Origin of the sequence: Cobetia sp. L2A1 (assembly GCF_009796845.1) — a bacterium.
Lineage (GTDB): Bacteria > Pseudomonadota > Gammaproteobacteria > Pseudomonadales > Halomonadaceae > Cobetia.
The window spans coordinates 3,286,077-3,305,886 of sequence record NZ_CP047025.1; the positions used below are offsets into that span (position 1 = coordinate 3,286,077).

At 58.7% G+C, this 19,810-nt stretch carries 20 protein-coding genes and 9 tRNA genes; 11 read left to right on the top strand and 18 right to left on the bottom strand.

The genetic code is table 11. From position 1 onward, the window contains the following. Nucleotides 1-125: 125 nt before the first annotated feature. The 14 genes from GQR90_RS14010 to GQR90_RS14075 all read right to left on the bottom strand — a co-directional run bounded on the left by GQR90_RS14010 (nt 126) and on the right by GQR90_RS14075 (nt 5,657). Nucleotides 126-213: transfer RNA gene (locus GQR90_RS14010), tRNA-Ser, on the bottom strand. A 148-nt stretch (nt 214-361) separates the two neighbouring features. Continuing rightward, on the bottom strand, nt 362-934 hold the full coding sequence (locus GQR90_RS14015; protein ID WP_233266323.1) for a YiiD C-terminal domain-containing protein: 573 nt from the start codon (nt 932-934) through the stop codon (nt 362-364). After that, nucleotides 934-1,494: a nitroreductase family protein gene (locus tag GQR90_RS14020; RefSeq protein WP_158774650.1), complete on the bottom strand. Its 561-nt coding sequence runs from the start codon at nt 1,492-1,494 to the stop codon at nt 934-936. The genes GQR90_RS14015 and GQR90_RS14020 overlap by 1 nt, the downstream gene beginning before the upstream one ends. Nucleotides 1,495-1,551: 57 nt before the next feature. Then, the gene (queF, locus tag GQR90_RS14025; protein ID WP_158774651.1) at nt 1,552-2,430 is read right to left on the bottom strand and encodes an NADPH-dependent 7-cyano-7-deazaguanine reductase QueF; all 879 of its coding nucleotides are present in this window, start codon (nt 2,428-2,430) and stop codon (nt 1,552-1,554) included. Between the two features lie 144 nt (nt 2,431-2,574). Continuing rightward, nucleotides 2,575-3,348 carry an ABC transporter permease gene (locus GQR90_RS14030; RefSeq protein ID WP_158774652.1) on the bottom strand — a complete coding sequence of 258 codons (774 nt, stop codon included), beginning with the start codon at nt 3,346-3,348 and terminating at the stop codon, nt 2,575-2,577. Then, complete coding sequence (locus tag GQR90_RS14035) at nt 3,345-4,313, bottom strand: ABC transporter ATP-binding protein (protein WP_158774653.1); 969 nt, start codon at nt 4,311-4,313, stop codon at nt 3,345-3,347. Before GQR90_RS14035 ends, GQR90_RS14030 begins: the two co-directional genes overlap by 4 nt. Before the next feature lie 430 nt (nt 4,314-4,743). Then, nucleotides 4,744-4,818, bottom strand: a tRNA-Gly gene (locus GQR90_RS14040). A 28-nt stretch (nt 4,819-4,846) separates the two neighbouring features. Then, nucleotides 4,847-4,922 (bottom strand) — tRNA-Glu (locus tag GQR90_RS14045). Between the two features lie 4 nt (nt 4,923-4,926). Further along, nucleotides 4,927-5,001: transfer RNA gene (locus GQR90_RS14050), tRNA-Gly, on the bottom strand. Nucleotides 5,002-5,071: 70 nt separating this feature from the next. Beyond that, nucleotides 5,072-5,147 (bottom strand) — tRNA-Glu (locus GQR90_RS14055). Between the two features lie 72 nt (nt 5,148-5,219). Next, nucleotides 5,220-5,294: transfer RNA gene (locus GQR90_RS14060), tRNA-Gly, on the bottom strand. A gap of 37 nt (nt 5,295-5,331) precedes the next feature. Continuing rightward, a tRNA-Glu gene (locus tag GQR90_RS14065) sits at nt 5,332-5,407 on the bottom strand. A gap of 72 nt (nt 5,408-5,479) precedes the next feature. After that, nucleotides 5,480-5,554 (bottom strand) — tRNA-Gly (locus tag GQR90_RS14070). A 27-nt stretch (nt 5,555-5,581) separates the two neighbouring features. After that, nucleotides 5,582-5,657, bottom strand: a tRNA-Glu gene (locus tag GQR90_RS14075). 253 nt (nt 5,658-5,910) lie between these two features. On the opposite strand from GQR90_RS14075, the gene msrB reads away from it, so the two are divergent. The 4 genes from msrB to htpX all read left to right on the top strand — a co-directional run bounded on the left by msrB (nt 5,911) and on the right by htpX (nt 10,031). Then, entirely contained in the window at nt 5,911-6,357 is a 447-nt protein-coding gene (msrB, locus tag GQR90_RS14080; RefSeq protein ID WP_158774654.1) for a peptide-methionine (R)-S-oxide reductase MsrB, read from the top strand. Between the two features lie 169 nt (nt 6,358-6,526). Beyond that, a complete protein-coding gene (ylqF, locus tag GQR90_RS14085; RefSeq protein WP_158774655.1) occupies nt 6,527-7,522 on the top strand; it encodes a ribosome biogenesis GTPase YlqF in 996 nt (331 codons plus the stop codon). A 194-nt stretch (nt 7,523-7,716) separates the two neighbouring features. Beyond that, nucleotides 7,717-8,955: a pyridoxal phosphate-dependent aminotransferase gene (locus tag GQR90_RS14090; protein ID WP_158774656.1), complete on the top strand. Its 1,239-nt coding sequence runs from the start codon at nt 7,717-7,719 to the stop codon at nt 8,953-8,955. Between the two features lie 176 nt (nt 8,956-9,131). Beyond that, nucleotides 9,132-10,031, top strand: a complete 900-nt coding sequence (htpX, locus tag GQR90_RS14095; RefSeq protein WP_158774657.1) for a protease HtpX — start codon at nt 9,132-9,134, stop codon at nt 10,029-10,031. Between the two features lie 111 nt (nt 10,032-10,142). On the opposite strand, the gene GQR90_RS14100 is transcribed toward htpX, so the two are convergent. Continuing rightward, nucleotides 10,143-10,766, bottom strand: a complete 624-nt coding sequence (locus tag GQR90_RS14100; RefSeq protein ID WP_158774658.1) for a TetR/AcrR family transcriptional regulator — start codon at nt 10,764-10,766, stop codon at nt 10,143-10,145. Between the two features lie 10 nt (nt 10,767-10,776). After that, on the bottom strand, nt 10,777-11,670 hold the full coding sequence (locus GQR90_RS14105; RefSeq protein WP_158774659.1) for a dimethylarginine dimethylaminohydrolase family protein: 894 nt from the start codon (nt 11,668-11,670) through the stop codon (nt 10,777-10,779). A gap of 164 nt (nt 11,671-11,834) precedes the next feature. On the opposite strand from GQR90_RS14105, the gene GQR90_RS14110 reads away from it, so the two are divergent. From GQR90_RS14110 to argE, 6 genes are read left to right on the top strand one after another with little or no spacing between them, the layout of a single operon-like run. After that, the gene (locus GQR90_RS14110) at nt 11,835-12,635 is read left to right on the top strand and encodes an amino acid ABC transporter ATP-binding protein (protein ID WP_325064275.1); all 801 of its coding nucleotides are present in this window, start codon (nt 11,835-11,837) and stop codon (nt 12,633-12,635) included. An 18-nt stretch (nt 12,636-12,653) separates the two neighbouring features. After that, a complete protein-coding gene (locus GQR90_RS14115) occupies nt 12,654-13,433 on the top strand; it encodes a transporter substrate-binding domain-containing protein (RefSeq protein ID WP_158774660.1) in 780 nt (259 codons plus the stop codon). A gap of 58 nt (nt 13,434-13,491) precedes the next feature. Further along, nucleotides 13,492-14,019, top strand: a complete 528-nt coding sequence (locus GQR90_RS14120; protein WP_267902034.1) for an ABC transporter permease subunit — start codon at nt 13,492-13,494, stop codon at nt 14,017-14,019. Beyond that, nucleotides 13,953-14,222 (top strand): ABC transporter permease subunit, encoded by a 270-nt coding sequence (locus tag GQR90_RS17765; protein ID WP_267902035.1) that lies wholly within the window; start codon nt 13,953-13,955, stop codon nt 14,220-14,222. The genes GQR90_RS14120 and GQR90_RS17765 overlap by 67 nt, the downstream gene beginning before the upstream one ends. Further along, entirely contained in the window at nt 14,215-14,979 is a 765-nt protein-coding gene (locus GQR90_RS14125) for an ABC transporter permease (protein WP_158774661.1), read from the top strand. The genes GQR90_RS17765 and GQR90_RS14125 overlap by 8 nt, the downstream gene beginning before the upstream one ends. Nucleotides 14,980-14,987: 8 nt before the next feature. Continuing rightward, nucleotides 14,988-16,142 (top strand): acetylornithine deacetylase, encoded by a 1,155-nt coding sequence (argE, locus tag GQR90_RS14130; protein ID WP_199269435.1) that lies wholly within the window; start codon nt 14,988-14,990, stop codon nt 16,140-16,142. 97 nt (nt 16,143-16,239) lie between these two features. Here argE and nhaC read toward each other — a convergent pair whose 3' ends face one another. Further along, nucleotides 16,240-17,790 (bottom strand): Na+/H+ antiporter NhaC, encoded by a 1,551-nt coding sequence (gene nhaC, locus GQR90_RS14135; RefSeq protein WP_158774663.1) that lies wholly within the window; start codon nt 17,788-17,790, stop codon nt 16,240-16,242. Nucleotides 17,791-18,133: 343 nt separating this feature from the next. Further along, nucleotides 18,134-19,312, bottom strand: coding sequence for a 4-phosphoerythronate dehydrogenase PdxB (gene pdxB, locus GQR90_RS14140; RefSeq protein ID WP_158774664.1), 1,179 nt, complete (start codon nt 19,310-19,312; stop codon nt 18,134-18,136). A 215-nt stretch (nt 19,313-19,527) separates the two neighbouring features. Between pdxB and GQR90_RS14145 the strand changes: the two genes are divergently transcribed. Next, entirely contained in the window at nt 19,528-19,806 is a 279-nt protein-coding gene (locus tag GQR90_RS14145; RefSeq protein ID WP_158774665.1) for a WGR domain-containing protein, read from the top strand. The last annotated feature ends 4 nt before the right edge of the window (nt 19,807-19,810 follow it).

The following is a 19,810-nucleotide window of genomic DNA, read 5'->3' on the forward strand; positions in this document are numbered from 1 at the left end:
GGCACCCTTCAGTGACCTGCCAATCATGGACTGGTCTCAGGCGGGCTATCGGCCTATCAAATCGCGGCTTGAGATCGTGCATAACGCGAAAAGCCCGCATCTTGGGATGCGGGCTTTTCTGAATCTGGTGGAGGAGGAGGGATTCGAACCCTCGAAGCCTTGCGACTTACACACTTTCCAGGCGTGCTCCTTCGACCACTCGGACACTCCTCCAGATCAGTATTCTCACGGGCGACTCAGCTGTGCCGTGTTTCCCTTGAGAACGCGGCGTATATTATCGATCCACGGGAGGCATTGCAATACTTTTCCAAAATCTTTCATATAGATAGCGTCAATCCACCTCACTTACTACCACGCCCATTCACCCTGCCGGTGCCAGCACCACGTAGTCGCCTTGCGCCTCAAAGCACACTACCGGCGAGGATGATGCTTCAGTCTGACACCACAGTTGCTGGACCAATGTCAGGCGCGCCCGCCGCCCCACCAGAAGCCGTTCGCTGACTCCGACAAGCGCCTGCTCATCAAGTGGCGCGCAGCTCATGCGGTACGCTGCATTGACGGGGGATAGAAACTGCTGACTGGCGCGCGAGACGACGATATCGCGCTGGATACCCCGGGCACGCAGCCACAGTGTCAGCCAACTCCAACCACACAGCGTCGCTTCGAGACTCATGGCACCCCCGAAGGCCGTGCCCTTGTCATTGAGGTTAGGGGCCAGCGCCAACTGCCAGTCGAGCCGTCCCTGCGAGTGCAATGGATCAGACCAGCGTATCCCCGTGAGACCCAGTTGCCCGGCCAGCGGGATCGCACGCGACAGCCAATCACGAAACTGGTCGAGGTCTTCCGCGACAGGCATCTGCACACTGCCCTGCTGTCCATCAGAACCACAGGGGAGTGCAAGCGGAGGAAACGCCTCTCCCGGCTGACGACTCATTACTGCCAACGTTCGACGAAATCAGCGCTGTCGCGTGCAGCCAATGGCTTGAGACGACCGCCCGGGGTACCGAGATAGAGGAATCCGACCAGCTCATCGTGCTCACCCATTCCAAGGCCTGCATGCACGGTGGCATCGAAGGCATAGCCGCCGGTGCGCCACATGCCGCCCAGCCCCAATGCCTGAACGGCAAAGAGTATGGCATGTGCGGCACACCCAGCACTGACGACCTGCTCAACCCTCGGCACCTTGGGATGATCCGGCGTGACCCTGGCGATCACGGCGACCACCATCGGCGCACGCAGTGGCTTCTTGCGAGCAGCAGCCTGCGCGGCCTCATCACCGGCAGGCGACTTGTTGCGCTCTGCTTCAGCGAACAGCTCACCAAGACGCTCAAGCCCAGCTCCGGTGAACTCGATGAAGCGCCACGGCGTCAGTACTGCGTGGTCAGGTGCGCGCAGCGCCGCCTGATAAAGCGCTTCCATCTGCTCGGCATTCGGTGCCGGCGCCATCAACTTGCCCATCGAATTGCGTTCGTGCAGTAGCGTCAGCGCGTCCATCGTCTCTCCTGTCGCACACATCAGATAAGAATTATTCTCACACTATCATGCAGCGTGTTACTGACGCGACAAGCGCAGCGGCAGACTGGCACGCGCCTCGCCTTCAAGATCAGCCGTTGCGCGCCACGGGCTGATATCCAGGCCACCACGCCTCATATAACGGGCCATGACCAACAGCGACTCCGGCTTCACGCGCGCCATCAGATCAACGAACAGATGCTCGACACAGTGTTCATGGAAGTCCTGATGCTGGCGATAGCTGATCAGGTAAGCCAACAGGCGCGCGCGATCAATGCGCGGGCCGCGGTAGCGGATCCACACGCTGCCCCAGTCCGGCTGACCGGTAACCGGGCAGTTCGACTTGAGCAGATGGCTGTGCAGGTCTTCACTGACGATGTCGCTCTCATCCGCCATGAGCAATTCGGGAGATGGCGTGTAATGATCGACAGTGACTGCCAACTCATCGAGACACTCACCCGGCAGGCGCTTCACCTCAAGCTCAGCATCATCCAGCCCCATCAGACGCACCTCGACCGGCGCACCGGCAGCGCAAGCGAGATCCCGCTCCAGCACCGCCTGAACGTCGGCCTGTTCCTTGAAACACGTCTGATTGAGGCTATTGAGATAGAGCTTCCATGACTTGGATTCAATCAGGTTGGGTGACGCTGCCGGCAAGCGGAAACGCGCAATACGCACCCACGGCTTGCCCGCCTCATCCAGCCAGGAAACTTCAAAGGCATGCCACTCGTCATCACCGACGAACGGCAGCTCAGCGTCACTGATCCCGATTGGCCCACGATTGGCAGCGCGCGCGATCGGAAACAGCAGACTGGCATCATATTGCTCAGGATAAGCAGACTCACGGCCGAGCGGCGCATCCTTGAGAGTTTCGGGACGCGCCTCATCAGGCACATTGACGGCAGTGGGATGAGCCATGACAGCACTCCAGAAATAAAAGGCGGAAACAGGATGATGACACTTGAAACCTGTGGCACAGACAGCGAAACGCCGGCAATGAGCCGGCGTTTCGTGCACTGGCGCGATGACGCGCATCTTAGCATCTTCTGCGACTTTTCATCTTCAGCTACGGATACCCTTGCCACGTTCCAGCAGCCATAGCGCGAAGGTGAACATGCCAATGATGAAAACGGCAATGGCCGCCAGCGCTGGTCCTACGTTGATGTCAGACACCCCCAGAATGCCGTAACGGAAGGTATTGACCATATAGAGGATGGGGTTCGCCAACGACACGTTCTGCCAGAACTCCGGCAACATGTTGATGGAGTAGAACACCCCACCCAGATAGGTCAATGGTGTCAGAATGAAGGTCGGGACGATGGAGATATCATCAAACTTGCGCGCAAACAGCCCATTGATGAAGCCACCGATCGAGAACAGCAACGCTGTCAGCACGACCACTCCGATGGTCAATATCGGGTGATGGATATCGAGATCGGTGAACAGGAAAGCTACCGCTGTCACGATGATACCCACACCAAGGCCACGCGCCGCCCCCCCAATGATATAGCCGAGAAGAATGATCCACGACGGCAACGGCGACACCATCAACTCCTCAATGCTGCGCTGAAACTTGTTGGAGAAGAATGACGAGGCAACATTGGAATACGAGTTGGTGATCACCGACATCATGATCAACCCCGGCACGATGTAATCCATGTACTTGATGCCGTCCATGGTGCCAATTCGCGAACCAATCAAGTTACCGAAAATGACGAAGTACAGCGTCATGGTGATGGACGGCGGCAACAGGGTTTGCGGCCAGATACGTGTGAAGCGACGGATTTCCTTGACGACGATGGTGGTTAGCGCCACCCATAACTGACGGGGATTCACTGCGCGATCTCCTTGGCGACGTTAGAGGCAATACCGCTTTCAGCGTTGGAGCGCTCGACCAGATTGACGAACAACTCTTCCAGGCGATTGGCGCGGTTACGCATCGAGACAACCGTAATACCGGCAGCACTGAGGGCAGCAAAGGCGTCATTGATCGACTGTCCTTTGCGTACGGACAGCGACAACTGAGTCGACTCGCTGAGCGAGACCTCAAAACCTTCAATGACCGGCGCCACCAGGAGCGGCTCACGCGTATCGAGCAGGAACGTTTCAATATCCAGCTGCTTGAGTAGCTTGCGCATACTGGTGTTATGCACAATTTCACCATGATTGATGATGGCGATATTGCGACACAGACTCTCGGCCTCTTCCAGATAATGCGTGGTGAGGATGATGGTAGTGCCCTCTTCCTTGTTGATGCGGCGCATGAAGTCCCACATCGAACGACGCAACTCGATATCGACGCCTGCGGTCGGCTCATCGAGAATCAGCAGGCGTGGCTTGTGGATCAACGCGCGAGCGATCATCAAACGACGCTTCATGCCACCCGAGAGCGTACGAGACGCCGTATCGCGTTTGTCCCACAACCCGAGATCCTTGAGCAGGCGCTCGGCCCGTGGCCGCGCTTCTTTCATTGGCATGCCGTAATAACCCGCTTGGGTCATCACGATATCCTGGACCTTCTCGAACTGATTGAAGTTGAACTCCTGCGGAACCACGCCGAGGTGATACTTGGCCTTTGAGAAGTCCTTGTCGATATCAATCCCGAAGACCTCGACCTTGCCCGCCGTTTTTTGCACCAGCGAACACACCACACCAAGTGTTGTGGACTTTCCGGCGCCGTTAGGGCCGAGCAACGCGAAGAAGTCACCCTCGGGAACATCGAGATCAATTCCCTTGAGCGCTTCAAAACCGTTGTCATAAACCTTGGTCAGGCCACGGATGGACAAGGCAGGTCGTGACATCAGACACCTATTTTATCAATGTGCGCTGCCATGAAAAGACAGCCAGAAAGAAGCGTGCCCGCCAGCTACCAAGGCGATAGAAAAGGCACGCAGAATGAGAGATGCATGGTAACGCATCCAACACACCGGCATCAGGCCTGTTGTGGGCATGGCATTGGTGCAATGAGAGAAACAACGACACAGGAGATCCGAGGCGACAGGTATCGCAATGCAAGAAAGATCAGAAAGCAGCGGGAAGAAGCAAGAACAGCGAGGTATCAAGGAAACTCAGACACAAAAAAATCGCCGATGACGATGACACTATGAGCATGTGTCTGTCAGGCGATGGCGTACTGCGATGTCAATCTTCACTTCATATTCGACTGGAGCGGGAAACGAGATTCGACCGGGCTGACGTTCAGCTCGCGACTCCGTTGACCCTGGACTCGACTGGAGCGGGAAACGAGATTCGAACTCGCGACCCCAACCTTGGCAAGGTTGTGCTCTACCACTGAGCTATTCCCGCCTGTCGAGTACTGCGCTATGCAATGAAATGGCGTCCCATAGGGGGTTCGAACCCCTGTTACCGCCGTGAAAGGGCGGTGTCCTAGACCACTAGACGAATGGGACGTATTGGAGCGGGAAACGAGATTCGAACTCGCGACCCCAACCTTGGCAAGGTTGTGCTCTACCACTGAGCTATTCCCGCACCGAATGTCTTGAACCGAAGTTCTTGACAGTAATTCCATTGCTGGCTTGCCACACCATCATGCCCTGCATGGCGTCCCATAGGGGGTTCGAACCCCTGTTACCGCCGTGAAAGGGCGGTGTCCTAGACCACTAGACGAATGGGACGTACTGGAGCGAGAAACGAGATTTGACCGGGCTGACGTTCAGCTCGCGACCTTATCGCATTGCCTTTTCCTTTGGAGCGGGAAACGAGATTCGAACTCGCGACCCCAACCTTGGCAAGGTTGTGCTCTACCACTGAGCTATTCCCGCAACACTAGCAGATCATGCGACCACACAAGACCGAAAATGGCGTCCCATAGGGGGTTCGAACCCCTGTTACCGCCGTGAAAGGGCGGTGTCCTAGACCACTAGACGAATGGGACGTACTGGAGCGGGAAACGAGATTTGACCGGGCTGACGTTCAGCTCACGACCTTGTCGCATTGCCTTTTCCTTTGGAGCGGGAAACGAGATTCGAACTCGCGACCCCAACCTTGGCAAGGTTGTGCTCTACCACTGAGCTATTCCCGCACTCCGGTCTCTACGCTGCAAAAAAAGTGGCGTCCCATAGGGGGTTCGAACCCCTGTTACCGCCGTGAAAGGGCGGTGTCCTAGACCACTAGACGAATGGGACGTAACGTTATTGCCTCGTCGAGGTGGCGCGTATATTACAAAGCGCCTCCCCTTTCGTCAACCCCCTGCTTCGACTGGATTTTTCCCATATTGGATACATGGCTTGTGGTCACGCCCTTGCGCCCGCATTCTTAAGACATATGTTGTCAGCTACGACGACATCCACCCATTTCCATTTCGGTCCCATCCTCCCAACACGGAAGTCCGGTACATGATGGTCAGACCCGAAATAGGCCTTTCCAGAAGGATCCTCCATGAGCGAGCACGACTCCCAGACTCAACCGACTAACGCTGATCAAACACAAGACAAGCTGATTCGTAGCGAAGATGAATGGCGCGCCCGCCTGACGCCTGAACAGTATCGCGTCGCACGGGAAGCGGGCACCGAGCGCCCCTTCACCGGCGATCACGAAGTCAGCCCGACAGCCGGCACCTATCACTGCATTGCGTGTGACGCGATATTATTCGACAACGACACCAAGTTTGATTCCGGCTGTGGCTGGCCGAGCTTTGATCGCCCCTATCAGGATGCCGCCATCGAGGAGCACTTCGATACCAGCATGGGCATGCGTCGCGTCGAAGTGCGCTGCCGCCGCTGCGAGTCCCATCTGGGTCATGTCTTCCCGGATGGCCCGACCGATACTGGTCAGCGCTACTGCATCAACTCAGTCTCGCTACGCTTCAAACCCGTTCGCGACTGAAGCGCTGGCGACGGAGCGCAGACAGATATCGCTCAACCCATGCGTTGACGGCCTCTGGTAGAATGCGTCGCCATACGCGTCTCTGCACCTCATCCCTCAATCAGGGAGAGGTGCAGGACAGAGGTTACAGGACAGCCGTCATTTCCCATGACGGCAGGAGAGAAGCGACATGCTGGGCTGGTATCCGGGGCACATGCACAAGGCACGCCGTCAGATAAAGGACGCCCTGCCGGAGATCGACGTGGTGATCGAGGTGCTCGATGCCCGTCTCCCCTACTCCAGCACCAATCCGGTGCTGGCTGAGCTGACCCGTCACAAGCCGGTTCTCAAGCTACTATCGCGTGCAGATCTTGCAGACCCGATACGTACCCGCGAATGGGTCGAGTACTTTGATGCCCAGCCCAATACTCGCGCGCTGGCAATCACGACACTGGATGCCCGAGATCTCAAGCAGATTCCCAAACTATGTCGCGAGATGGCCGGGCATATCCGTGTCGATCGCGATGCACGCGTGATGGTGATGGGTATACCCAACGTCGGTAAATCGACACTGATCAATGGCCTTGCCGGGCGCAAGATCGCCAAGACCGGCAACGAACCCGCCGTCACCAAGCGTCAGCAGAAGATCCGCATCGACGGCGGTATTGCGCTGATCGACACCCCTGGGGTGATGTGGCCGAAGATAGAAGATCAGGCCAGCGCCTATCGTCTCGCCGGTAGCGGTGCCATTCGCGATACTGCCATCGATTACACCGATGTGGCGGTGATCGTGGCCGCAGAGCTCGCCAAGCGTTATCCGGCCGAGCTGACCGCGCGCTACAAGCTCAAATCGCTACCGACCTACAGCGCCAATCCGGATGCTGAGCGCGTCGAGAGCGATGGCCCACGTAGATTGGACCTGATGGCGCTATCGGGCTTCAACGGCGTAGCCATTCTGGAAGAGATTGCCAGCAAGCGCGGTGGGCTCCGTGCGGGAGGAAGTCTTGATCTGCATCGCGGAGCCGAGGTACTGCTGCACGAACTACGCGACGGAAAACTGGGCCGTATGACCCTTGAAACCCCCGCGGACATACCAGCGGAGCCGGTGCCAGAAGCCAGTGGCGAGCTTGAGAGCACAGGTGAGTCTGAAAACAATGGCAAGAACAGTGGCGAAACAAGTACCTAACCTTTTGCCGCCCCTCTTATGCTAGCGAAAAATCCTGCCAGATACCCTCTGGCAGGATTTTTTTCTGCCTGGATAATTCAAACCACAAATTTAACCACGCTATTGCCGCTTTACCGTGGCGCAGCGGGCAGCCGCCGCGATATGCTGGATGCTCGCCCCCACACCTTCTGTGACGGAGATCTACGGAAAGCATCATGGATACCGAGCAAAAAAAGCCCCGCGAAATTCGCAAGTCACACAAACTGGATAATGTCTGTTACGACATTCGTGGCCCTGTCCTTGAGCACGCCAAGCGTCTCGAAGATGAAGGCCATCGCATTCTCAAGCTCAACATCGGTAATCCCGCACCGTTTGGCTTCGAGGCGCCGGAAGAAATTCTCCAGGATGTGATGCGTAACCTGCCCACTGCGCAAGGCTACTGTGACTCCAAAGGGCTCTACTCGGCGCGCAAGGCGATCATGCAGGAATGTCAGCGCAAGGACATTCAAGGCGTTGGGATCGAAGATATCTACATCGGCAATGGGGTATCGGAGCTGATTGTCCTGGCGATGCAGGCATTGCTCGACGATGGCGATGAACTACTGGTCCCTGCACCGGATTATCCTTTATGGACCGCTGCGGCCAATCTGGCTGGTGGCCGCGCAGTGCATTATCTGTGTGATGAAGCGCAGGACTGGGCACCGTCGATCGAGGATATCCGCGCCAAGGTGACGGCCCACACCAAGGGCATCGTGCTGATCAATCCGAACAACCCGACTGGTGCGGTCTATCCGCCCTCGGTAGTAAAGGATATATTGCAGGTCGCTCGTGAGCATGGGCTAGTCGTGTTCTCTGATGAGATCTACGACAAGATTCTCTATGACGACGTCGAACACGTGTCTACCGGCGCACTCGCCGATGACTTGTTGATCGTGACCATGAATGGCCTCTCCAAGAGCTATCGCTGTGCGGGCTTCCGTTCTGGCTGGATGATTCTTTCAGGCGACAAGCGTCCGGCCGCTGACTTCATCTCTGGCCTCGACATGCTGGCCAGCATGCGCCTGTGTGCCAACGTTCCGGCACAGCACGCCATTCAGACAGCCCTTGGCGGTTATCAGTCCATCAATGATCTGGTGCTGCCAGGCGGACGCCTGCTGGCTCAACGCGATGTCGCCTGGAAGAAGCTCAACGAGATCCCGGGCGTCAGCTGCGTGAAGCCCAAGGGTGCGCTTTACATGTTCCCGCGCCTCGATCCTGAGATGTATCCCTTCGAGGATGACCAGCAACTGGTGCTGGAACTGCTGCTGGAAGAGAAGATGCTGCTGGTACAGGGTACCGCCTTCAATTGGCCGACACCTGATCACCTGCGCATCGTCACCCTGCCCTACGCCGACCAGCTGGAAGAGGCGATTGATCGTCTGGCGCGCTTCCTTGCCCGGCGCCGCAAGGCCTGACCCTCATTCACGCACTGTCTGAACGCCACCCCCCTCTTGTACTCACGAGTAGCGATTGGCGTACTGTTCGATATACGCTTTCCTGGCTATCAAGCTGGCTGTGATTCATATCGCTGTCAGCCTGGTGGCCAGATAATTGCGCCTTACCGAACCTTTGGCATTGGAGACCTGACCCCATGATGCGGATTGCCCTCTTCCTGATCACCAACCTGGCGGTAGTGCTGCTGGCCAGCATCACCTTACGCCTGCTGGGCTTCGATGGTTATATGGAAGCCAATGGCATCAACTACACCGCACTGCTGATCTTCTGCTTCATCATCGGCATGGCGGGGTCGGTGATATCCCTCTTCCTCTCCAAGAGGATGGCCAAGTCCTCGACAGGGACCGTAATCATCGAGCAGCCGCACAATGACACCGAGCGCTGGCTGGTTAACACCGTGGAAGAGCTAGCGCGCGATGCCGGCATCAAGATGCCGGAAGTCGGTATCTTCCCGGCCCAGCAGTCCAATGCCTTCGCGACCGGCTGGAATCGCAACGACGCACTGGTCGCTGTCTCCGCCGGTCTGCTCAATGGCATGCGCCCGGAAGAAGTCCGCGCGGTACTGGCGCATGAAATCGGCCACGTCGCCAATGGAGACATGGTGACCTTGACGCTGATTCAGGGCGTGGTGAACACCTTTGTGATGTTCTTCGCGCGCATTGCGGCACACGCCATCGATGCCTTCTTGAAACGCGGCAATAATAACGGTGGCCTGGGGATGTTCGGCTACATGGGCGTGGTGTTCGTACTGGAGTTGGTGCTGGGTCTGCTCGCCTCGATGATCGTGGCCTGGTTCTCGCGCTGGCGCGAATACCGTGCCGATGCGGCAGGAGCACGTCTGGCGGGCAGTGGCGCGATGATCAATGCTCTCGCGCGGCTCAAGCAGGAGCACGGCCTGCCCGACCAGATGCCGGACAGCATGACCGCACTCGCCATCACCACAGGCCAGAGCCGCAAGCTGATGGAGAAACTGTTCGCGAGTCATCCGCCGCTGGATGACCGCATTGCAGCGCTCAAGGCAGCGGCTGACAAATAAGCCTTGTGCCTCATCCAGACCTGACATCTCACCATCAGAAATGAAAAAGCCCGCCACGTTCATCACGTGGCGGGCTTTCTTGTCAGGTGACCCTGTTGCGCACAAGGCTTCTCAGGATGAACCTTTCCACCCCGACAGCCCCAATAGGCTCACGGCGGCCTCAAGACCTATCTGCTGCAACTCGCCCACATCCAGCGTGTCACCACGCAGGGCGCCCTCGATCCAGAGACCATCAACGAGCCCGTTGAGCGCGATGGTCAGATGCTGCAACCTCGTCTCATCCTCCTCACGCCCTTCCGCCAGCAGCACATCTTCCACCAGGCGCCGAAACAGTCCGGTCGTTTCGCGATAGGCCTCGCGACGAATCTCGGCCATGCGCGGATCGCCGTAGGTCAATGGCAGAAAGTTGGCCCACAGCAACAGCGTCTGCGGCGTCACGATCGGCGGTGACAGGTTGGCCTTGAGAAATGCCTCCAGTCTCTCATGCGGTGCCAGATCGCGCCCTTCTATCGTATCGGAGGCATCGGACAGCAACCGCTCCAGGAAGCGACGATAGGCCGCATAGAGCATGTTGTCCTTGCCTTCGAAATAGAAGCGGATCAACCCATTGGACACACCGGCATATTCCGCGACACGTCGCACCGTCGTACGTGAAATCCCTTCGCTGGCAATGCAGGTCAGGGTCGCTTCGATCAGGTCATCCTCTCGGGCGTTGTTGTCTCGACGGCTAGCCATGGATCGTGAATTACCCCTCGCGCAGAATCGGGTTGGTCAGACAGGTAGGGCCACCTTCGCACGCCATGCACAGGGCGTCACCTTCAAATGTCCGTACACGCACGCCAGCCGCTTCCATCACGGCACGTGTCTGGGGGAAGCCATCGATCATCACGCAATCGTTGGGTGACAGCGGCATGACGTTGAGGCTCAGGCCCAGCGACTGGTGGAATTCCTCTTCCGGGGCGACCACGAAGCGGATGCCACGTGCTTTCATCAAGGTCCAGAGCGCAGCAGGAATCAACTTGGGATGCACCAGGTAGGTGTCATCCGCCAGCGGCGAGATCACTGACATCAGGTGCAGACAGGCTGCTTCGCCCTCCCAGACGGGCAAGTCAAAGCCCAGCACCTCGATACCGTGTGGATTGAGCAGCGCGTTGAGCTGACGTACGCCTTCCCGATTGGAACGGAAGCCCATGCCGACGACCAGGGTGTTCTCGTCCAGCCACAGCGTATCGCCGCCCTCGATGGCCGCATCGCCTTCCAGTCGACCGATGACCGGAATGCCCGCCTGCTCGTACACCTGGCCATGACGGCTGGGCTCGTCCCTGCGCAGGGGCTTGCCCATCTGGAACAGCACGGCGCCGGCACGGGTCACCACTGAGGCATCGCGGGTGAACATGGCGTCTGACAGCCCATCATTGGTGTCCTCGATCCAGACGATCTCAGCACCACTCTCCTCCACCATCTCGACCAATACCTGGTACTGGCTGATGGCTTTCTCGGCGTTGAAGTAATGGTTGTAGTGCCAGACCACCGGGTCAGCATTGCGCAGGCTGTCGCCGGGCCGACGCATCAGGACACGCGTCATTGGCGCGGCCATGGAGTGGCACCCGAATCGGGAAAGAGAAGTGGTGATCGACATGGAGAAACCCTCGCTGGATGGTCTGGCAGTCGCAATTGACTCGCAAGTTATACAGATGCATAATTTTTATACGGATGCATAGTCTGGTACAGATACATGACTTTATGCAACTGCATAGTCATTGTGTGAATGCATAACAACAAGATCCATCAGAGGACTCGCGTGTGCCTCATCTCCCTGTCAGCCCGATACGCAAGACGAATGACGACCCTGTCATCGACATCCGCGGCCTCTGGAAATCCTTCGATGGCCATGAAGTCCTCAAGGGCATCGACCTCACCGCTCAACGTGGTGACGTGATCTCGTTGATCGGCAGCAGTGGCTCGGGAAAGTCCACCCTGCTGCGTTGCATCAACCTGCTGGAGACACCCAATGACGGGACATTGCGTCTGCTGGGCGAAGACGTAGCACTGCGAAGACGCGGCCAGCAACTTGAGCCCGCCAACCGCCGGCAGCTGCGTCTGCTGAGAGCGCGTCTGGCGATGGTGTTCCAGAACTTCAATCTCTGGCCACACATGAGCCTCGAAGAGAACCTCATGGAAGCGCCGATGCAGGTACTTGGACAGTCGCGCGCCGAAGCCCGAGAGCATGCTCACCAGCTACTGGAACGCGTCGGGCTGCATGCCCATCGCAACGCCAGGCCCACCACGCTCTCCGGCGGCCAGCAGCAACGCGGCGCCATCGCCAGAGCCCTGGCCATGTCACCGGATGTGCTGCTCTTCGATGAACCGACGTCAGCGCTTGACCCTGAACTTGTCGGGGAAGTCCTCGAGGTCATGCGCGGTCTGGCAGCGGAAGGCCGCACCATGATCATCGTCACGCATGAGATGAAGTTCGCCGCGGATGTCGCGAACAAGGTCATCTTCCTCAACCAGGGCAGCATCGAGGCCCAGGGCACCCCCGATCAGATATTCCGTACCCCCTCTTCCGAGCGCCTCAAGCAGTTCATCGGCTCGGTAACCTGAATCAGGAGAAAACCAACAATGAAATCCCTGTCCACTCCCGTTATCGCTTCTCTGGGCGCCGTTGCTCTGACCCTTTGCACCACTGCCCAGGCGGATGTCGTCCGTATCGGCTTCGCCAGTGAGCCCTACCCACCGTTCGCCACTCTTCAGTCCGATGGCAGCGTGACAGGCTGGGAAGTCGATATCGCCAATGCCGTCTGTGATGCGGCAAAGCTTGAGTGTGAGGTCGTCACCTCCTCCTGGGATGGCCTGATTCCCGCGCTGACCACGCGCAAGATCGATGCGATCGCCGCCTCACTGTCCATTACCGAGCAGCGCCGCAAGGTCATCGACTTCTCGGATAAGTACTATCAGACCAGCGCTGCCGTAATGGGTGCCAAGGGCGATGACATCATCCCGACGCCAGAAGGGCTGGCCGGCAAGACACTGGGCGTACAGTCAGCCTCCATCCATCAGACCTACGCCAAGCGACATTTTCCCGACACGCGAGTGCGTGAATACCAGACTCAGGATGAGGCCAATCAGGACCTGTTTGCCGGACGCATCGATGCCACGCTGGCCGACATCCTCGCCCTGGACAATTACCTCGCGACGGAAGATGGCGAGCTGTGCTGCGACATGAAAGGCAATGTCGCTCACGACGAGAGCATTCTGGGCTCCGGCGTCGGATTCGGCGTGCGCAAGGGTGACAGCAAACTGCTGGAACGCCTGAATGCCGGCATTGCCGAGATTCGTGCCAGCGGTCGTTATGACGAGATCAGCAAGCAGTACTTCGACTTCAACATCTATGGGGATTGAAGCGCTGCGACACATGTCTCGACTGTCTCGCCCTTGTCATATCGCGTGAGGAAATTGCATGGCTGACTATCGCAACATGAGCATCGGCGAGCTGCTGTCGCTGACGCCGCCGGGGTGGGGAGGCGCTCTGCTGGATGGCCTGGTGCTATCGCTGCAGGTGGCGGCAAGCGGCTACCTCATTGGCCTGATGATCGGCATCGCAGGTGCGGCGGGCAAGATCTCGGGGGGCCCCATCACCCGAGATCTTCTCACGGGCTATACGACGGTCATTCGTGCAGTCCCAGAGCTGGTACTCATCCTGCTGGTCTATTTCGCCGCGCCCGAAGCCCTGAATCAACTTGCGACGGTCGTGGGTGCAGGTCCTCTCGAGATCAGCCCCTTCGTCGCCGGCGTGGCCGTCATCGCCCTGGTACAGGGCGCCTATGCCACCGAGGTCATTCGCGGCGCCATCACTGCCATCCCCAAGGGGATGCATGAAGCCGCACTGGCGCATGGCATGGCATGGCGCCATTCGCCATCATGCGACGCATCACCTTGCCACTGTTGCTGCCAGGCGCCCTGCTGGGCCTTTCCAATCTCTGGTTGATCGCGACCAAGGACACGGCATTGCTGGCGGTCGTGGGTTTCACGGAACTGACGCTGGCCTCGCGTCAGGCGGCCGGTTCCACCCGCCATTACCTACTCTTCCTGGGCGCGGCGGGCGTGCTGTATCTGATCGTATCGCTGGTCTCGAATCTGCTGTTCAAAGGGCTGGAACGTCGAATGAGCAAGGGGATCCATCATGGCTGACAGCAGATTACCCCTTCACCGTATCGTGCTGGTCGCGATTATCGCCGCCATACTCGTCGCGATCGGCACCCAGATGCATTGGGAGTGGATTGCCCAGTATCGGGGCGAGATCGTGAAAGGCATATTGCTGACGCTGGTGTTGCTGGTCTCCACCAGTGTGGCAGGATTCTTGCTGGCGGTGCCCCTCGGGCTGATACAGGCCAGAGGGCCACGCCCTCTGGCCTGGCTGGCACGAAGCTTCTGCAACCTGATTCGCGGCACCCCTCTACTGTTGCAGCTGTGGATACTGTATTACGGACTGGGATCTCTCTTTCCGTATATTCCCGGCTTGCGCGGCAGCTGGTTGTGGCCGGTACTGGCAGATCCCTGGATCTACGCTTTCTGTGCATTGACCCTCTCGTTTGCGGGCTATGAAGGTGAAATCATGCGCGGTGCCTTTGCCGGTGTACCTCGCGGCGAACTTGAGGCAGCACGCTCGCTGGGCATGTCGCCTTTCAGCATTCTCAGACGCATCTGGCTCCCCAGAGCCGTGCAGCGGGTCTTGCCAACGCTGAATGGTGAGCTGATCATCCAGCTCAAGGCGACGCCGTTGGTCGCGACCATATCCGCCGTCGATACCTATGCCGTCTTCGGGCGCATCCGCCAGGAAACCTATATCGTCTACGAACCGCTGCTGCTGATGGCCTTGATCTATCTGGTCATCGCGGGACTGATCACCCTCGGCTTTCGCTCCCTCGAGAAACGCCACGCTTCATGAGGCCTGACATGCAACGCACCCTCGATATCCTCAGTCGCCTCATCGCCTTCGATACCACGTCGGACCGCTCCAATCTGGCGTTAATCCACTTCGTGCGAGACCTGCTGGCAGAGCATGGCATCCAGGCAACCGTGCTCTTGAATACCAAGGGTGACAAGGCCTCACTTCTGGCGACGATAGGGCCGTCCGTCGCCGGGGGTGTAGTGCTCTCCGGCCACACCGACACCGTGCCCGTCACGGGACAGTCGTGGGCCCAGGACCCGTATCAGGCAACGCTGCACGACGATCGCCTGTACGGTCGCGGCTCGGTGGACATGAAGGGCTTCATCGGTCTGTGCCTGGCGATGGTGCCGCATTTCCTCGCATCGCCTCTCAAGCGACCGATCCATCTTGCGTTCTCCTACGATGAAGAAAGTACCTGCATGGGCTGCCTGCCACTGATCGATCACATGCGCGCCACCCTGCCAGAGGTCACTGCCGTCATCATCGGAGAGCCGACGCAAGGCCGCGTGGTCTCGGCACACAAGGGCGTGCATTCCTGGCGTACGGAAGTGACAGGCGTACCGGCTCACTCAAGCCGACCAGATCTTGGTGTCTCGGCCACCTTCTACGCCGCGCGCATCATCTCCGAACTCGAACGCACGGCGAACGATCTTCGCACTCATGCTTCACACGGTGAGCTGTTCGAGCCGCCCTACTCGACCCTGCACGTCAGCGCCATCCAGGGTGGCAATGCGCCCAACATCATCGCCAAGGATGCTCGGCTGCACTGGGAGCTGCGCAACCTGCCCAGCGACACGCCAGAATCGGTGCGCGAGCGGGTCGATGGCTTTACCGATCAACTGGCGCGCGAGATGCAGACACAGTCATCGGATTGCCTCATCGAGACACTGGAAGACTATGCCTCGGTGCCTGCACTCATGCTGGAGCCTGGCGGCAAGGCAGAGGCATTGGCGTTCGCCCTGACAGGGCAGCACGAACAGTGCGGTGTCGGATTCTGCTCGGAGGCGGGATGGTTCCAGGATCGTGGATTCTCGACTGTCGTCTGCGGACCGGGCTCGATCGCGCAAGCGCACAAGGCCAATGAGTTCATCGAGGTGGCAGAGCTGGAGCGTTATCGCGAGTTCCTGATGCGCCTGACGGAACATCAGGGTGCTGACTGACAGGTGATGCACCCGATCGCAGACAAGAAAGCCCGCCACGTTCATCACGTGGCGGGCTTTCTTGTAGGGCATGCCAAAGGCAATCGCCTTTAGTATTTCAACGAATATCGCCGCCCTCATGCGAGGCATCCAGCACCCACGACTCCGACTGTGGTGTCGGCTCCATCTCTCCCTCGTCCTCCTCGAGCCGCTCCAGCTTGAAACCTACCATGGCGTAGATGACGGCCAATGCGAGGTTGATCAGGTTGAATAGCGCAAAGGGCAGATAGCTGAGCGTCGCCACACCAAGCGTTGCCGCCATGTAGGCACCGCAGCTGTTCCAGGGGATCAGCGGCGAGGTGATGGTGCCGGAATCCTCGAGGGCACGCGACAGATTCACCGGTGCCAGGCCACGACGACGGAACTCGGCGCGATACATCCGCCCGGGCAGGATCACGGAAATGTACTGATCCCCCGTGACCACATTGGAGGCGAGGCAAGTGCACAGTGTGGTGATGATCAGGGAACCGGCATTGCGCGTGGCGCCCAGCAGACTCTGTACCAGTCGCTCCAGCAGGCCAAGACGCTCGATCACGCCACCGAAGGTCATCGCGGACAGAATCAGCCATACGGTATTGAGCATGCTGCTCATGCCACCCTTGGAGAGCAGCGAGTCGATCACTGCATCACCACTGTGAGAGACATAGCCGTCAAACATCGACATCCATACGCCTTTGAGCAGCACCAGAGCCGTGGACATGTCCGTGGCATCGGCCAATCCAGCCACGGCCTGCGGCTGGAAGATGACAGCGAAGACGCCGCCCAGCACGGCCCCCAGGAAGATCGTCGGGAAGGCCGGCATCTGGCGCACGGCCATCACCAGCAAGACCAGCAGCGGAATCAACAGGTGCAGCCCGATGTTGAACTGTTCGCCCAGCTGGGCACGCAGGTTCGCGACCTGCTCTGGCGTCTGCAGGCTGGTGGCGGTGTCATGTCCCAGCCACAGGAAGCCCGCCAGTGCCAGTACGAGACTGGGAACGGTCGTCCACAACATGTGTTTGATATGCGCAAACAGCGTGGTACCGGCAGCGGCTGGCGCCAGGTTGGTGGTATCGGACAGCGGCGAGAGCTTGTCACCGAAATAGGCCCCGGAAATGACGGCGCCTGCGGTGATCGCTTCGGAAAGCCCAAGCCCATCAGCGATGCCGATCAAGCCGATACCGATGGTCCCGGCGACCGTCCAGGAACTGCCGACCGACAACGCCACCAGTGCGCAGAGCAGGCAGGCGGAGGCATAGAAATATTGCGGCGCGATCACATCGAGACCGTAATAGATCATCGCCGGCACGGTGCCCCCGAGAATCCAGGTACCGATCATCGCCCCTACCGCAAGCAGAATCAGCACGGCGCCCAGCGATATCTGGATACCCTTGTTGATCCCATCCTCGATGTCATTCCAGCGATAACCATTCTTGAGACCGATCAGCCCAGCAATCATGGCCCCGGACAGCAAGGCGATCTGATTCGGCCCCCAGGAGGCATCAGCGCCAAACAGCACGACCGCCAGCACCAGCATGGCGATCACCAGCACGATAGGAATCAGGGCATCCAGCAGGGTGGGCGGACGGGGTCCACCGGCCTCTGCGGACTTGTCGGAGTGTTGTTGCATGCAGATAACCATCTTCAGGAAAAAGGCATGCCGTCACGCACCGTGAGCACGGGCGCGGGGAGAGGCATGATGGGCGGGGAACCGGCGAACCTGAATGAGCCAATGTCAGGCCCTGCCTTGCTACCAGCGTATGTTGCTACCGCATTTTAGCGGGGCATTATATCGACCAAGGTCGCAAACCGAAACGTCTCCGTCGGGTGACTTATCGATTCACGCGTCCCGCCAGAGATGGCGCTGCGCCACTTGAGTCGTCATCAACCTGAACGCCCCTGCCGGCATGACCGACAGGGGCGTTGTAGCGTGACATCGTCACGCGATTCTGATGCACGTGAGCGTCACGTCATCATTTGGTCACCAGCTTCACGCGGGAGAAACCGAAGCCTTCGAGCACTTCGCGCAGCTCGCGCGCGTTCTTCTTGAGCTCGACGCGCAACGTGGAGAACTCACGGCGCAGCGGGTATTCACGGCGATAGCGCACGAACCCTTCGGCATTGCCGAAGCGGCGCTGATAACGTCGCAGACCGAGTGCATCACGGCGCACGTCGTAGCAGGCACGTACGCAAAGACCAAGTGCCTCTTCGGGCGGTGCCCATCCCGTCAGCACCAGCTTGCGCAGCCAGGGATCCGGCTTGAGCTGCCCCAGCTTGCGACGTGCAGGCAAGCCGAAGTAGCGACAGGCCTGCTGATAGATGATCTCGGTGCCCTGCATCTTGCCATCCAGGCTATGCCCGGCAATATGCGGTGTCGCGATATCCACCAGCGCTGCCAGCTCGGCATCGATGTCCGGTTCATTTTCCCACACATCCAATACCGTCAACAGGTCGTCATGCTCCAGCAGACGCTGCTTGAGCGCGTCAGTATCGACACAGCCGCCACGGCCGGCGCTGAGCAGCACGCTGCCGGGCTTCATCGCACGAATGCGTTCGGCATTCACGAGATGATGGGTCGGATGCTCACCCGTCGTGACCATCGGCGTATGCACGCAGATGACGTCACACTCCGCGATCAAATGATCGATATCCACGAAGCGCGGCGTCTCGCGTATCTCGTACGTGGCCCCTTCTGCGGCCGCACGCGGCGGGTCACAGACCAGCACTTCAGCGCCCAGAGACTCCAGACGCTTGATCAGACGCGAACCGACCTGCCCTGCCCCGATTACGCCAAAGCGACGATTGAGCTGCAGATCCAGCCCCTCCTGCTCGGCCAGATGCCACAGTGATGACAGCACGTAGTCCACCACCGAGTCGGCGTTGCAGCCTGGCGCATTGGTGAAATGAATTCCCGCAGACTCAAGCCAATCGAGATCAACGTGGTCGGTACCAATGATTGGCGAACCGACGAGGCGCACACGAGTACCGGCCAGCAACGCCTCATCCACTCGCAGAGTAGAGCGGCAGATCAACATATCAGCGTCCTTGAGGACAGCATTGTTGATCTCACTGGTCGGCAGACGAGTCACTTCACCTAGCTCGGAGAAGAATTCATCTGCCAAGGGGACGTTATCATCCACAATGATGTGCATCTGTTGCCTATTCCTTCCTGTGGCAATGGAGTTGTACTACGAGCATGGTGCGCCGACGTATCAGCTTTTATCACGTCATACCTTGTCGCAAGGCTCGCGAAGATTACAATGGTATGATTTCCTGCCCATCGTCGTGCCATCTTAGGCGCACGCCGTGGACGTCACAAGCTTGTGACAACCGCCAGGCCATCACTGTCTCACTCTGGGAGTCACGCGTGATCATCCGCTGGGAAAGCCATCACGATTACGTTCTGGTCCATGTGCATCAGGACATGTTCGGCGACTGGATCGTCAGTCGCTCATGGGGCCAGATTGGCACCCAGTTCGGCGGGCTGAAACATGATCTCGCCGAAAACTATGAGCAGGCCATGACATGGGTCACTGATCTGGCGCATATCCAGGCGTCACGCGGCTTTACCAAGGTGCTGGAAGCCACCGCCGACAGCCCTGAAGCTGAGGATGCCATGCATCAGATGTCGCTGCTGGAAGGCTAGATCG

Excerpts from the sequence above, each read along its gene's own strand:
- htpX (WP_158774657.1), top strand. The coding sequence starts at position 9,132 with ATGATGCGGATTGCCCTCTTCCTGATCACCAACCTGGCGGTAGTGCTG.
- GQR90_RS14120 (WP_267902034.1), top strand. The coding sequence starts at position 13,492 with ATGGCTGACTATCGCAACATGAGCATCGGCGAGCTGCTGTCGCTGACG.
- msrB (WP_158774654.1), top strand. The coding sequence starts at position 5,911 with ATGAGCGAGCACGACTCCCAGACTCAACCGACTAACGCTGATCAAACA.
- queF (WP_158774651.1), bottom strand. The coding sequence starts at position 2,430 with ATGGCTCATCCCACTGCCGTCAATGTGCCTGATGAGGCGCGTCCCGAA.
- GQR90_RS14115 (WP_158774660.1), top strand. The coding sequence starts at position 12,654 with ATGAAATCCCTGTCCACTCCCGTTATCGCTTCTCTGGGCGCCGTTGCT.
- nhaC (WP_158774663.1), bottom strand. The coding sequence starts at position 17,790 with ATGCAACAACACTCCGACAAGTCCGCAGAGGCCGGTGGACCCCGTCCG.
- GQR90_RS14020 (WP_158774650.1), bottom strand. The coding sequence starts at position 1,494 with ATGGACGCGCTGACGCTACTGCACGAACGCAATTCGATGGGCAAGTTG.
- ylqF (WP_158774655.1), top strand. The coding sequence starts at position 6,527 with ATGCTGGGCTGGTATCCGGGGCACATGCACAAGGCACGCCGTCAGATA.
- GQR90_RS14105 (WP_158774659.1), bottom strand. The coding sequence starts at position 11,670 with ATGTCGATCACCACTTCTCTTTCCCGATTCGGGTGCCACTCCATGGCC.
- GQR90_RS17765 (WP_267902035.1), top strand. The coding sequence starts at position 13,953 with ATGCGACGCATCACCTTGCCACTGTTGCTGCCAGGCGCCCTGCTGGGC.
- GQR90_RS14015 (WP_233266323.1), bottom strand. The coding sequence starts at position 934 with ATGAGTCGTCAGCCGGGAGAGGCGTTTCCTCCGCTTGCACTCCCCTGT.
- GQR90_RS14100 (WP_158774658.1), bottom strand. The coding sequence starts at position 10,766 with ATGGCTAGCCGTCGAGACAACAACGCCCGAGAGGATGACCTGATCGAA.
- argE (WP_199269435.1), top strand. The coding sequence starts at position 14,988 with ATGCAACGCACCCTCGATATCCTCAGTCGCCTCATCGCCTTCGATACC.
- GQR90_RS14035 (WP_158774653.1), bottom strand. The coding sequence starts at position 4,313 with ATGTCACGACCTGCCTTGTCCATCCGTGGCCTGACCAAGGTTTATGAC.
- pdxB (WP_158774664.1), bottom strand. The coding sequence starts at position 19,312 with ATGCACATCATTGTGGATGATAACGTCCCCTTGGCAGATGAATTCTTC.
- GQR90_RS14125 (WP_158774661.1), top strand. The coding sequence starts at position 14,215 with ATGGCTGACAGCAGATTACCCCTTCACCGTATCGTGCTGGTCGCGATT.
- GQR90_RS14090 (WP_158774656.1), top strand. The coding sequence starts at position 7,717 with ATGGATACCGAGCAAAAAAAGCCCCGCGAAATTCGCAAGTCACACAAA.